Origin of the sequence: Sinosporangium siamense, assembly GCF_016863435.1 — a bacterium.
Lineage (GTDB): Bacteria > Actinomycetota > Actinomycetes > Streptosporangiales > Streptosporangiaceae > Sinosporangium > Sinosporangium siamense.
In genome coordinates this window covers 68,247-82,140 of the sequence record NZ_BOOW01000037.1, presented here as the reverse complement: position 1 = coordinate 82,140, position 13,894 = coordinate 68,247, and the positions used below count along the sequence as shown (strand labels likewise).

At 68.9% G+C, this 13,894-nt stretch carries 9 protein-coding genes; 1 reads left to right on the top strand and 8 read right to left on the bottom strand.

What is annotated here, in order from left to right:
• Positions 1–91: 91 nt before the first annotated feature.
• The gene (locus Ssi02_RS28575; protein WP_204030690.1) at positions 92–580 is read left to right on the top strand and encodes an inorganic diphosphatase; all 489 of its coding nucleotides are present in this window, start codon (positions 92–94) and stop codon (positions 578–580) included.
• Positions 581–821: 241 nt separating this feature from the next.
• Here Ssi02_RS28575 and Ssi02_RS28570 read toward each other — a convergent pair whose 3' ends face one another.
• The 8 genes from Ssi02_RS28570 to Ssi02_RS28535 form a co-directional block, all read right to left on the bottom strand.
• Positions 822–2,042, bottom strand: coding sequence for a C40 family peptidase (locus tag Ssi02_RS28570; RefSeq protein WP_204030689.1), 1,221 nt, complete (start codon positions 2,040–2,042; stop codon positions 822–824).
• 191 nt (positions 2,043–2,233) lie between these two features.
• Positions 2,234–3,751, bottom strand: coding sequence for a sigma-70 family RNA polymerase sigma factor (locus Ssi02_RS28565; RefSeq protein ID WP_204030688.1), 1,518 nt, complete (start codon positions 3,749–3,751; stop codon positions 2,234–2,236).
• Positions 3,752–4,284: 533 nt separating this feature from the next.
• Positions 4,285–5,178 carry a hypothetical protein gene (locus Ssi02_RS28560; protein WP_239129897.1) on the bottom strand — a complete coding sequence of 298 codons (894 nt, stop codon included), beginning with the start codon at positions 5,176–5,178 and terminating at the stop codon, positions 4,285–4,287.
• A 172-nt stretch (positions 5,179–5,350) separates the two neighbouring features.
• Positions 5,351–6,961 (bottom strand): ABC-F family ATP-binding cassette domain-containing protein, encoded by a 1,611-nt coding sequence (locus tag Ssi02_RS28555; RefSeq protein WP_204030687.1) that lies wholly within the window; start codon positions 6,959–6,961, stop codon positions 5,351–5,353.
• Between the two features lie 261 nt (positions 6,962–7,222).
• Positions 7,223–7,939 (bottom strand): methionyl-tRNA formyltransferase, encoded by a 717-nt coding sequence (locus Ssi02_RS28550; protein WP_275410755.1) that lies wholly within the window; start codon positions 7,937–7,939, stop codon positions 7,223–7,225.
• Positions 7,940–9,199: 1,260 nt separating this feature from the next.
• Entirely contained in the window at positions 9,200–10,360 is a 1,161-nt protein-coding gene (locus Ssi02_RS28545) for a LuxR C-terminal-related transcriptional regulator (RefSeq protein WP_204030685.1), read from the bottom strand.
• 573 nt (positions 10,361–10,933) lie between these two features.
• Entirely contained in the window at positions 10,934–12,109 is a 1,176-nt protein-coding gene (locus Ssi02_RS28540; RefSeq protein WP_204030684.1) for a cytochrome P450, read from the bottom strand.
• Between the two features lie 37 nt (positions 12,110–12,146).
• Positions 12,147–13,802, bottom strand: coding sequence for an MFS transporter (locus tag Ssi02_RS28535; protein WP_204030683.1), 1,656 nt, complete (start codon positions 13,800–13,802; stop codon positions 12,147–12,149).
• Positions 13,803–13,894 lie beyond the last annotated feature (92 nt).

The window sequence follows — 13,894 nt, the reverse complement described above, 5'->3', positions numbered from 1 at the left end:
CACGTCGCCGACCCTCTCCCCTAGTTGGTATCGCTTACGAGACATTAACGCCCGGCCGGGAGTGCCCGGGGGCGCGAGCGGAGGAACCCCGGTGCAGTTCGACGTTGTCGTTGAGATTCCCAAGGGGCAACGGAACAAGTACGAGGTGGATCACGCGACCGGCCGCATCCGGCTCGACCGGATGCTTTTCACCTCCACCCAGTACCCCGCAGACTACGGCTTCATCGAGGAAACGCTGGGCGAGGACGGCGACCCGCTCGACGCCCTCGTGCTGCTGCAAGAGCCGACGTTCCCAGGGTGCCTGATCAAATGCCGCGCCGTCGGCATGTTCCGCATGACCGATGAGAAAGGTGGCGACGACAAAGTGCTGTGCGTCCCGGCCACCGACCCGAGGATGGAGCACATCCGCGACATCCACCACGTCGCCGAGTTCGACCGGCTGGAGATCCAGCACTTCTTCGAGGTCTACAAGGACCTTGAGCCGGGCAAGTCGGTCGAAGGGGCCAACTGGGTCGGCCGGGTCGAGGCGGAGGCCGAGATCGAGCGGTCGCTGAAGCGCCACCTCGAACTCGGGCACTGAAGGCTCAGGCCCGGGAAGCCTGAGCGCCGCCGACTCGGGCACCGAGCGGATCACCGGCCCCAGCTCCCCGTCTGACCTGGGGTGTGAGCATGGATTCGAACCACTCAGGTGACTGAGGCGGCCCTGCCGGACGCGGCTCGGCGCACCGCGCCGAGTGCGGCGGACGGCTCCGGGAGCCTGGACAACCGGCACGTCGCCCCCCTCCAAAGAAACACTGACAGACCGAGCAACAACGACGACGCTAGGGTGCGACCCGGCCCACGGGCCGGGTCGCCCCGACGAGGTCGCGCCGCCACATCGAGGCGATCCTGACCACGTCGCCCGTCTGCGGCGCGTGCACCATGAGCCCCCGCCCGATGTAGATCCCGACGTGGTGGATGTCCCCGGGATCACTGGTGATTCTCCCGAAGAACAGCAGGTCACCCCGGCGCAACGCGCCGAGGGGAATGCGCGGGCCCGAACTCCACTGAGTGCCGGTCCAGTGGTCCAGGCGCACCCCGCCCCTCTCCCAGGCACGCATCGTCAATCCCGAGCAGTCGTAGCTGTTCGGACCGGCTGCCGCCCATACGTACGGTTTCCCCAGTTGCGTCAAGGCCCAATTCGCGGCGAAGTCCCCCATCCTGGCTCCCGCGACGGCGGCGCCGCGCAGGACGGCGGCACGCTGACGGGCGAATACGGCCCGCTCGACGGCGGCGGCGCGCTGCGCGGCCAGCCGTTCCGCCCTGGTACGCGCGGCGGAGAGGCGGCTCGCGAGGGCGTCCTTCGCCTTTTCCAGGCGGGCGGTCTCGGCCACCTGGCGCTCCACCGCGGCCTGCGCCTGTGCCTTGGCGTGTTCGGCCCGCTCCATCGCGTCCCGGCGCGCGTCCAGCGCCTCCTCGGCCTGCCGCCGCAGGATGCCTGCCACCTCTTCGGCGTCGCTCAACCGCTGGACTACCTGGCCTCGGGCGTCCCCCATGTGCTCAAGCACGCTGGCCCGGTGGAGCATCCCGGACAGACCGCCCGCGTCGGCCATCGCGGCGATCAGCGGTTGCGTCAGGTCGACCCCGCCGTAGCTGTGCGTGGCGACCGCGGCGACCGCGTCGCGTGCCTCCTCCAGGCGGCCGACCGCCTGCGTCAGCCGTACTCCGGCCTCGTGTTCGGCCCGCTCGGCGGCTGCCAGGCGCACCTTCTCTCCGTTGTACGCCTCCACGAGGCGGCCGGCCCGGGCGGCCAGCTCCTCCTTTCTCGCCATCGCCGCGGCCAGGCGGGAGGCGGCGGTGCCGAGCTCCTTCCCACGGGCGCGTACGGCGGCGCGGGCGTCGGCGACGTCCTTGGCGGAGGGGCCCGGCCGGTGGGCCAGGGCGGGGCCGGGCACCGCGGTAAGGAGGCACGCGGCCATGCATGTGACCAGGCCACTGGAGAGCCTCGCGGCTGCGGTCGTATTTCGCGGTCGTGGTGAGGTGCCCTTGCCGTCGAAACGCATGCGTCCCCCTTTCACCCGCGTGTCGCTACGTGACAAGCGTTAACTCAACGCACACGATTCCCCGCAATCACATTCCGCACACATGCTTCTAACTACACGTAGTCATGGCAGGTGAGGGGTCTTGATCGATGCGAGGCGACAGGGGCGGGAGAGGCAGGGGGCACGCGACCGCAATTACAGACGGTGATATTTCACGAGGAACGAGGGCTCTCCGGCGACAGTTCGGCTGCCGCGCTCGACGAGCCGCCCATCGGGCTGCTGCTCAGTGTCTTCTCGCTGCCGTTCGGCGTCTCCTCGGGGCTCGGCGTGGCGGGCCGATCGGTCGAGGTCGGCTGGGCGGTGGCGGTGTACGGAGGTTCCCGCGTCGGGCCGACGGGGGGTTTGCCCGGGCCGGGGAGCGGCTTGGGCTGAAGCGGCCCGGTGTGGTGGTCGCGGCTCAACGGCCGCTCCTCCGGATAGAAGTGGATGTCCGGGCGCACAGCCGCGTCGGCGGTGGAGGCCGGGATCGGCCCGCGCGTGCGGACCGGCGACCGCGACGGCCCCTGCCGGATGGTGGGCCGCGGCACCTGCGGCACGGCCGAAGGGGCGGCTGCCGGGCCCGCAGCCGGCGCGCCGACCGGCGACACGGTGACCTCGTCGGGATCCACCGGCCCGCCGCTGCGCAGCGGCTCGAACAGCAGCGAACCGTCACCCGGCCCCTGACTCCACGGCACCCGGATGCCGGGCGGCTCACCCGAGGCCGGGAACGCCCCCGAGGCGATGCCCATGATCGCCTGCTCGGCCCCCGCCCCCCACTGCTGGAACGCGAACGCCACCGCCATCACTGCGGCCACCGCCGCAACCATGCCCGCAGCCGCCTGAGGCCATCCGCGATCGCTAGACGAGACGTCGAGGGGAAATCCCTCCGCATCTAGCGCACCCACGCGCCGGGCGACATATCGGCGATAAGGCACAAGCTCCGGGTCGACGAAGCAGCTCATCACACGCACCCGCAGCGTGTCGGGCAGCGCGACCGTCGGCAGCAGGCCGAACACCTTGGCCGGCGCCACCCGGCGGTTGCGGTGCGGTGCGCAGACATCGCACCGCTCCAGATGGCGGATCACCTGCGCCCTGGTCTCCCGGCTCAGCTCACCCGCGAACCCGCTGAGGATGCGGGCCCGGCGCGGGCAGTCGAACGGGCCCTTCCGCGCCAGGAGTTCGGCCGTCACCGCGTCCCTTAACCGGTCGCGAGCCCCTTCGAGCAGTGCCTCCGCCGAACGGAACGACACGCGCACGATCGCCGCGACGGCGGCGGTGGACATGCCGTGCCGGGCGGAGAGCTCAAGCGCCTCACGCTCCTCGGGCGCCAGGCCGCGGACGGCGTCCCAGGCGATGACCCGCGACTCGCCGTCGGCGGGCTCCTCTCCCGTGACCACGGCGGCAGGGGCCTGATCGACCCCGGCCGCGGCCGTCGCCGCCGCGCGGCGGCGCATAGACTCGCCTCTGGCCAAGGCGTATAGCCAGGGCACGAACTTCGCGGGATCGGCGAGGGAGTGGACGCGGGCCTCGGCGACGATCAGCGTGTCCCGCAGCGCGACCTGCGCACTGTCGGGGTGGCCCAGCAGGGACCAGCAGTATCTGTAGATGCTCTCGGCGTGGCAGTCGTAAAGCACGGCGAGGGCATCCGGGTCGCGGGCACGGAGTGCTCCGACCAGAACGCTGTCATTCATATGACCGAGAGTAAACGGCTTGTAACTGCGCGCTCCACCGCTTCTCCGGGAAAGTCTTCATGCCGTAACACAAGCGGCACGCATATTGGCCGGGGAAAGCAGGTCGATATCGCGACATCTCGTTAATTGTGCGATTTGAGAACTGTCGCACTATTAGCACTCGGCACGCATACCTCCGGGCCACCGTGCATTACCTTACCCGTTTCCGTTTGCTCATGCATGCCTCTGACCAGGGACTTCCGAGCCCCGGGGATCGCCGCCCCGGCGGCGTGAAAGTTATTCACCATTGGGTGCGCGGCCCCCCTGGCGCCTTCCTCAACGCCGCGACGACGGATCGGAGAGACGCGGCGGACAGGAGAGCCCGGATGCCCCGGCGAGAAAGCATCGGCAGGGAAGCGTGGGTGCCGAGGTTCCGCAACACCAAAGCACCCACGCCAATGCAGGTAACACGGTCGATAAACCCCGCTGTGCCGTACGGACAAACCATGGTGACCACGCCCCCGGCCCTGGGCCGGACGAGTGGCGGACGACGGTCAAGGCGCGATGGGGAGGGCCTGGCGGCCGCGATCCCTGGGGAACGGCGCGGTGGTCGGTTTGACCGTGTGGAGGGGCTTGGCCCCGCCGAGCACGAGATCCTCATAAGGCTTGCCGGTGGACCCCCACGTGCGGGCGACGACCTCGGTCCTGGCCACCTGTGCCGACTTGGGCAGCCCCTCGACGCTGAGGATGAACCGGGGGCGCACCCCCGATGCGACGTCGTCCACGAACGTGGTGCCGCCGCCGACCAGTTTGCCCATCTTGTCGCGGAGCAGCGCCGTCACCACAAGGCTGCTGGCCGAGAGGTTGTAGGGGTTGGCGACGCGTCCGGTCACGATGTAATTGCCGTTGTTCTGCCGCGTGGTCATCGAGTCGGACACCGGGAACGGGCGGAACGCCGAGGTCACCCGCGAGGCCTTGCGCCACTGCGCCGGGCGGAAGGTGATCGTCACCTTCTCCGGCTTCTCCGGCGAGACCGCCTGACCGCTGAACGGCAGCGCCCCTGCCGGCGGGACGGCGTCGAGCGGCTGGTCGGTGCGGACCACCTGCTTGCCCGCCGCGTTTTGCCCGGTGATCGTGGCCACGACCTGCTCGCCGAAATGCCACTTGTTGTCGTTGCCAAGCACCCCGGCCCAGTTGATCAGATAGCTGTCGCCGGTCTTGATGATCGACGAAACCTGATCGCGCACGGCGAGGGGACGCAACTCGGGCGCCGGCTTCTCCTCCCCGCCGCACCCGGCGAGCACGGCGGCCCCCAGCAGCACCACCACGCCGGCCGCCGCCCCACGGGCGGCACGCCCCGGACCGGCGACACGGCCCGCACCGGCCCCGGAGGCCATGCGGAGAGCGAGAGGCGAGGCCGCGTCCAGGGCGGCGATGGCACTGCGCACGTTCACCCTGCCTGTCTTAGCCCCGCCAAAGGCACGGGGCTAAGCCGACACGCGGCAGCCGTACACAGCCTTTACCCGACCTGCCTTGCCCGAGCCCGAGCCGCAAACCCGCGGCGATGAACGCGGGCAGGCGGCGCCTGCTGCCTTGTGCTCGCCCGGCGCTCCCGGCCCCTTAGCGGGGGCGGACGACGCGGGACTCGTCCCAGACCGGTTCGGGGGACTCGTAGACGCGGCCGTCCGAGCCGAAGACCAGGAACCGGTCGAAGTCCGTGGAGAACCAGCGGTCGTGGGTGACCGCGATCACGGTGCCGTCGAAGCCCGCGAGGCCCTCCTGGAGCGCTTCGGCGCTGGCCAGGTCGAGGTTGTCGGTGGGCTCGTCGAGCAGGAGCAGTGTGGCGCCGGAGAGTTCGAGCAGCAGGATCTGCAGCCGGGCCTGCTGCCCGCCGGAAAGGGTCTCGAAGCGCTGCTCGGCGATGGTTCCCGCCAGCTCGTAGCGGGCCAGGGCCTTCATGGCCTCGTTCTTGAGCTTGGCGTGCTCGGTCATGACGATCTCGCAGGGGGTGCGCCCCTGGAGATCGGGACGCGAGTGCGTCTGGGCGAAATGTCCGGGCACGACCCGCGCGCCGAGGGCGGCCTTGCCCGTGCTGCGGATCTCCTCACCGGCCAGCAGCCGCAGGAAGTGGGACTTGCCCGACCCGTTGGAGCCGAGCACGGCGATGCGCTCGCCATACCAGATCTCGGTGTCGAAGGGCTTCATCAGACCGGTCAGCTCAAGGTTCTCGCACATCACCGCGCGTTTGCCCGTGCGGCCGCCGCGCAGGCGCATCTGGATGAGCTGGTCCTTGGGCGCGGCCTCCGGCGGCCCCACGTCCTCGAAGCGGCGCAGCCGGGTCTGGGCCGCGTGGTAGGCCGGGGCCATGCCGTCGTTGTACGAGGCCTTCTGCTTGAGCATGACGACCAGGCGTTTGAGCTTGGAGTGCTCTTCGTCCCAGCGGCGGCGCAGCTCGTCGAGGCGCTCGTTGCGCTCCTTGCGCGCCTCAGCGTAGGTCGCGAACCCGCCACCGTGGATCCACACATTGCCTGACTCGACGGTGATGATGCGATTGGCGGCGTTGGCCAGGAGTTGCCGGTCGTGGCTGACCAGCAGGACCGTCTTGGGCGTCTCCTTGAGCCGCTCCTCCAGCCAGATCTTGCCCGGCACGTCGAGGTAGTTGTCCGGCTCGTCCAGCAGCAGCGTCTGATCGGGCCCCCGCAGCAGCGCCTCCAGCACCAGGCGTTTCTGCTCACCGCCCGACAGCGTGTTGACCTCGCGATATTTCACATGGTCGTATGGTGCCCCGAGGCCGGCCACAGTGCAGGTGTCCCAGAGCACCTCGATGTCGTAGCCGCCGGCGTCGGTGTAGTCGGTGATGGCCTGTGCGTAACGCATCTGCGTCTTCTCGTCGTCGCGCTCCATCATCGCGAGCTCGGCCCGGTGCAGCCTGTCGGCCGCCCGGCGCACCGCCGGCGGCGCCACGGACAACAGCAGGTCGTGCACCGTGCTGCCGTCACGGATGTTCCCCACGAACTGCCGCATCACCCCCAGCCCACCGGAGTTCGCCACAGTCCCCTCGATCGGCTGAAGATCACCTGCGATCAGCCGCAACAGGGTCGTCTTCCCCGCGCCGTTGGGCCCCACCAGGGCCGCCTTCACCCCTTCGCCTACGCGAAAGGACACATCGTCCAGCAGCGGCCGGCCATCGGGCAGCACATAGACCAGGTGCCCGACTTCGACGTGCCCCACGATCTTTCCCCCTTGTCGAACACCGCCCCTGCCACCTCACCTCCACACGTCATGGTGCTCAGCCAGAGGATGGATAGGGGTCTCCATACTCTGCGGAGGCTATCTGGGGGTGCCCCACCTCGGCATTCCATTTATCCCCGGAGATCAGACTTATCGGGCGAGCCAGGTGGGCCGGCGAGCGGCGTCGTCCCAGGGAGGTGGGCCGAGGTCCACTCGCCCCACTGGCCACTCGGCCACCGCGGACCGCCTGCCGGTCGAGGCTCAGGTGCCTGTGGGGATCGGACGGATCAGGTGGGGAGCGGAGGGCGGTGCCGCGCCTGGGAGGCGGGCCGAGGCCCACTCGACGATCCAGATCGGGCGGTCACGGCACTCCACGCGAATGCCCTCCTGTGGGGTCAGGGACGTGCGGCGCACCAGCAGCCACTCGCCGTCCACCTTGGCGAAGGGGCCCGGCAGGCCGGCGCCGAAATAGAACGTGCGGACCTGGTTGTGCACGGCTTCGGCGGTGTGTGACCAGTTGATGAAGTCGAAGCCTCGCTCCATGGCCCCGGCGTAACTCGCCTGGGAGTCGTCCTGGGGCTCGCCCCGGGAGCCCCCGGCCGCCTGGCCCAGCGCATCGGCGACCAGGTCGCCGATGGCGGGGCCGAGGTGCCGCCACAGCTCGGCGAACGTGACGAACTCCGGCAGCGGGATGCCGCCGCGCCGGGCCAGGATGTTGCCGGTGTCGATGCGCTCGTCCATCCAGTGGACGGTCAGGCCGATGTCCGGGTCGCCGTTGCGGAGAGCCCACTGCACCGGGGAGGGGCCGCGGTATTTCGGCAAGAGCGAAGCATGGACGTTCATCACACCGAGGGCCGGCGCATCGAGCACGGATTTGGGCAAACGCCAGGAAAGGCCGCAGGCCACGACCACGTCCACGCCGTATCCCTTTAACGCCTGGGCGAACCCCCGGGAACTTCCGGGTAGTAGAAGGTCCATATCCGGGGGGATTTGGCAGAGTATTTCACCTACCCTGTCCCCGACCTGTGGGTAGCTTGGCTTACCCGGCCGAGGGGAACGGCCTGCGATATATAGAACGGGGAGGTGGCCGCTTCTCATACAACCGGAGTGAAGTGCAGCGAACAGATCGGGGCGAAACGAGACAAGCGCCACGCGAAGCGGAGCCGACACAATCCCTCCTAGAGGTTTCCATCCCCCTCCCACAGTGCACAGCAGTTTATCCAAGGGCCGAGGAAATCTCAGGCGGACGACTTATTCTCCAAGCCTTTCCCCAATGCCCGATCCACCCTGCCCTTCATGATCACCTGGCAGCCCGCCCCACCCTCCTCGCCGACCCCAAGCAGGCAACTCTCCACCGCCGCACCCTCCCTACCGGTCACCCGGTTTTCCGCGATCCGCGACGACGGCATTCCCTGGCGTCCCGCCGATCGCGGGATGGGATAACGGCGGCTAATCGCGCCGGCGATCGGCTTAAAGAATTTTTGCGGGAGACCGGCGCCGTCGCCGGATTCAAATTGACAAGCCTCTCAGATCGACAGGCGGCCGATACATCGATCGCGGCCACGGCGATTCAGAGCAGCGGCGAGCCCTCAGCGGTTGAAGAATGAAGGACACGAATGGAAGCGACTTTCAAGCCGACAGTGACTTTACGGCCGAGCCACGCCGGACAACCCTTTCCATTATTTCCGTCGCGAAAAAGGGGACGTAGCCGCGGACGGCCCTGAGGGGCCGCGGCCTGTTCGCCGCCACGGCGGGCCGCACTACCTGTTCGGACTCAAACGTGCACTCGAGGCACCGACGGCCGACTCCGGCGGACTCGGAGCGACCGGGCTTCGCCGTACCCACACCCCCGCAATATCCCCTTGACCAGGCAAAACCAACGCCAGACACCACCCAGGGCCGGGTGGCGAATGTATGGTACAAATGGCTCTGTTGGCATCAGTCTGTCTAATGGGTGCATCGGACCGATTGGGGTTGATCCGCCCAATGGAACCAATGGACTTGACAGAACAAATCGATACGTTGGAATGAATGGACTTGAGCCATCTATCCGATTAGGTGGAATGATTGGTTTCGATGGTTTGCCACCGGCCAATGGATTAAGTGGTTTCAAACCACTAAATGGCGTAAAAGGATCGCCCCCACGCACGTGAGAGCCCCGGCCGCACGCGGCCAGGGCTCAGCGCAGTTCGAGGGGCGACCGGCTCGGATCGGAACCGGTCCCCCGGTGCCAGGCGGTCAGCGCACGCCGGGAAGGCCGTGGTCGAGCCAGCCCATCTGCTCGGCCACGGTGACGGCCTCGCGGCGGCGGGTGACGCCGAGCTTGCGATAGATGCTCCGCAACTGCGTCTTCAACGTGTTGGGCGACACATAGAGATCGCGGGCGATCTCCTCAACCGTCGACAGGCTGCGCAGGTGGGCCAGAACGACCCGCTCACGGGGGCTGAGCAGGGTGTCCTGCCCCTTCTTGGGAAGCTCGGGCCGGGGTGGGGCCCCGCCGCCCCAGTGGCGGTGGACGAGGTCGGACAGGACCCGGAAGTCGCGGGCGGCGCGGATCTGGCGGAGCTGGAGGTGCGGCGGCAGCGTGTCGCCCAGGTGGGGGGACGAGGGGCGCAGGTCGTGCCGGATGAGCTGGTGGAAGTGGTAGGTGGCGGCGAGTTCGTAGGCCATGAGCCTGACGGCGACGGGCCAGCCGCGGCTGTGGGCCATGATGACGTCGAGGTCCTCCTCCGACAGCGGCAGGTCGGCGACCTGTAAGAGCTGGGCCGCCTCGGCGCGGGTGAAGGCGAGGTCCTCGGCGCGGATCTCGGCGGTGTCGCAGGCGGCGGTGACGCGGGTGCGGGCCAGGACGATCGTGCGGAGGCGGGGGGCGCGCCGGGCGAGGAGGGCGAGGTCTTCGGCGAGCATGGGGTGGCGCATCGGGTCGGCGTCGTCGATGACGAGGATGAGCCGGTCGCGGAGGCGGGCCAGTGACTCGACGAGCCACCGCCGGAGCTCCAGGCCGGTGCCGACGCCGGCGGCGGTGCCGGAGGCGGGGGTGCCCCGGGTGAGGGGATAGGCGCGAGTGCCGGCGATGCCGGGGGACATCTTCCCCGAGCGGATGACGGCGTCGGCGACCAGGGCCCAGAAGCGGGAGCGGGCGGCGCCCGCGCGGGGCAGCGGGAGGCCGCCCGGGGGGCGGTCGGGGTCGTCCAGGGAGATCCACACGTGGGGCGGGGCGGTCTGCTCGTCCAGCCACGTGCGCACGAGGACGGTCTTGCCCGAGCCCGCCGGGCCGACGACGGCGGTCAGCGGGTGGTCGAGGGCGCTCTGAAGTCGGCGGTGGAGGCGATCCCGACGAATGATCGATCGTGGCAGAGGGGCCGACGACTTCTCTCGGTCTGGGGTGTCCACTGCCACGCGCCTCCTGCTATTCGAGTACGTGAGGGAGATGCTCGGCGCGAATTCGCGCTAAGTGATGGGATGGTAACGGAAGGCTTCGGCCGATCATAGGTGCATGCGTGAGCCGTCGCACAGTGGATTTGCGGCCGGTAATCGTGATGCCGGGCATCATGGGCGGCGGAGACTCCCGCCTGGTGAACTCCGCCTGTCCGGCCGGCACCACTCGTCCGGCGAATTCTCATTCGCAGTCCCACACCATCCGCTCGGTGTATCTCCACTGCCCGGCTCACACCACTCACGTGGCGGCCGCCCGTCTCGGCTCCTGCCGTACCCGACTAGCACACTAATCGGCATTGCCGCGATATCACGCTTTTTCACATTCTTAGGCACATGATTACTCATGCCCGTCTCCGTGCGCGGCCGAACCGACCACGCGCCGCGAGCTGGGAACACCGGAGGGCCGGCACCTCCTCCATCCTGCGGTGATGGGAAGGCGCCGGCCCTCCGGCCGGGGTGCCGCTCGACCTGGTCAGCCCAGGTCGACCGGGAGCTTCTTCAGCTTTTCCGCGGTGACCGACCGCAAGGATCCACTCACCACGTGACGGGGAGCTTGTGCACGCCGTAGATCGCCATGTCGGTGCGGAACGGCACCTCTTCCAGGGGTACGGCGAGAGCCAGATCGGGGAAACGCCGGAGCACGGCCGAGTAGGCGATCTCCAGCTCCAGGCGCGCGAGGTTCTGCCCCAGGCACTGGTGCGGGCCGAACCCGAACGCGACGTGCGGCACCTTGGGCCGTGTCACGTCGAACCGGTCGGGATCCGCGCAGAGCTGAGGGTCGCGGTTCGCACTGGCCAGGGAGAGCAACACGTAGTCCCCCTCCTTCGCCGTGCGGTTGTGCAGCGGCAACGTCTCCGTGGCCCGGCGCACCATGACCTGGTCGACGATCGACAGATAACGCATCAACTCGTCCACCGCGCCCTTGGTCGCCTCGCCGCCCTCCCGCACCAGCGCCGCCTGGTCAGGGTGCCGGAGCAGCAGCAGGACGCCGAGACCGATCATGTTCGCGGTGGTCTCATGGCCCGCGACCAGCAGGAGCAGCGCGATCTGCACGATCTCGTCGTCGCTCAGCTCGTCGCCGTGGTCGCGGATCAGGTCGCCGATGAGCGCGTCGTCCGGCTTGACGCGCTGCTCGGCGACAAACCCGGACAGGAACTCGATGAACTCCCGTTGTGCCTCCAGCATCTCCTCCGGGGTAGCGGTGAGGCTGAGCAGGATCGCGCTCGTGCGCTGGAACTTGTCCCGCTGGTCATACGGCACGCCGAGCAGCTCGCAGATCACCAGCGACGGCACCGGCAGGGCGAACCCCTGCACCAGGTCGGCGGGCCTCGGCATACGCTCCAGCTCGTCGAGTTGCTCGGTGACGATCTGCTCGATGCGCGGCCGCAGCCGGTTCATCCGCGCGAGGGTGAACTTCCCCGTCAGCATCCGGCGATAGAAGGTGTGCTCGGGCGGGTCCTGGGAGATGAACATGCCGGGAGGGCCCGCCACATCGCCGAAGGTCATGGCGCTCTCGTCCTTGTTGCCGACCCCCGAGCTCCACCGGGTGTCGGCGAGCACGCCGCGCACCAGGTCGTAGCGGCTCACCAGCCAGACCCCGTCACTGGTGCCGGGGTGAAGCCGGCGGGCGACGGGGTCGTCCAGCCGCAGCCGCGCCATCTCATCCGGTGGACTGAAGGGGCAGCTTCGCGAGGTTTCCACGGACTTCATGGTCTTCCCTTCTTACCTGCGAGTGGATGGGAAAAGATCATTTAGATGGACGTGAGGTGGATCGCACGTGCCCGCCGGGGCCTTCCGGCTCACCGAGGGACACGACCACCGGGCCCCTGCCGTACTCCCCGTCTTGATCATTCTGTGGCATCCCGGCCTCCTCGATCACGGTCGGCACACCGCGCAGGGTGAAGAGAGCGGCGATCGCGACGGCGGCCACGAGCACGGCGCAGATGATCGCGGTGCCGTTGACGGCCCCGGCATATGCGCTGTTCACCGCGTCCCTGAGCGCCTGCCCGGCGGCGCCAGGCACGGCCGCGGCGGCGTGCGTCGCCGTGCCGATGGAGTCCTGTACGGCTGCCGCCACCGGAGCGGGCACCCCGCCAGGAAGGTTGAGCCCGGCGCGGTAGAGGCCGCCGAGCATGCTGCCGAGGATGGCGATGCCGAGTGCCGCGCCGAGTTCATATGCCGTCTCGGCGATCGAGGCGGCGGCGCCGGCCCGCTCCTTGGGGGCGGTGGCGAGGATGGTGTCGGCGGTGACGGTGAAGGAGATCGACACGCCTATGCCGATGAGGATCAGTGCGGTGAGGATGACCGGATATCCGTCGGACGCTCCGAGCCTGACGAGTACGGCGAGGCCGACGGACGCGGTGCCGAGACCGGTGGCGACGACGCGGGCCCGCCCCCACCTGCCGACGAGGCGGGACGCGATCAGGCCGCCGATGACGGAGGTCACGGCCACGGGGAGTTGGGCGAGCCCGGCCTGCAGCGGAGACCAGCCGAGGACGAACTGCAGATAGAGCGAGAGGAAGAACAGCGCGCCGACCATGGCGAAGATGGCGATCATGTCGCCGGCGACCGACGCGGAGAACGCGCGGATCTTGAACAGCCGGACGTCGATGAGCGGGTGGGCGAGTCTGGCCTGACGGCGAGTGAAGGCGACCAGGGCGATAAGGCCCACAAGTCCGGCCACGACCACGTCGGCCTGACCGATGCCGTGGTGGGCGGTCTCCTTGATCGCGTAGATGAGGCCGACGATGCCGACGATGGAATATGCGACGCTCTGCAGGTCGATCGGGCCGGGCCTGGGGTTGCGCGACTCGGGCAGGGTGACGATCGCGACGACCAGCACAATGACCATGATCGGCACGTTCATCAGGAAGACCGAGCCCCACCAGAAATGGTCCAGCAGCACTCCGCCGATGAGCGGGCCGGCGGCGATCCCCCCGGCGCTCACCGAACTCCACAGACCGATGGCGGTCGTGCGCTCACGCGGATCGGTGAACACGTTCCTGATGATGGACAGGGTCGACGGCATGATCGTCGCCCCGGCGACACCGAGCAGCGCGCGGGCGGCCACCAGCGACTCCGCGTTCGGCGCGTAGGCCGTCACCAGCGAGGCCAGGCCGAAGCCGACGACACCGATGATCAGCAGCTTCTTGCGGCCGATCAGGTCGCCGAGGTTGCCCATGGTGATCAGCAGGCCGGCGAGCACGAAGCCGTAGACATCGGCGATCCACAGGAGTTGTGTGCTTGACGGCTCCAGCGCCTCCGTCAGGCTCGGGATCGCCAGGTGCAGCACAGTGCCGTCGATACCGATCAGCAGCACCGCGAGACACGCCGTCGCCAAGACCGCCCAGCGGCGGGCCTTGCTCAACGGCGGTCCGCCGGTCGGGTCGAGGACAGGTTTCATGTGTCCCACGGTGACCGGCGGCGCTGACCGCGCTCGCACGAGCCGCTGACGCGCGCTGACGGGCACGCCCCGGAGCTCGCCGGGAGATCGGC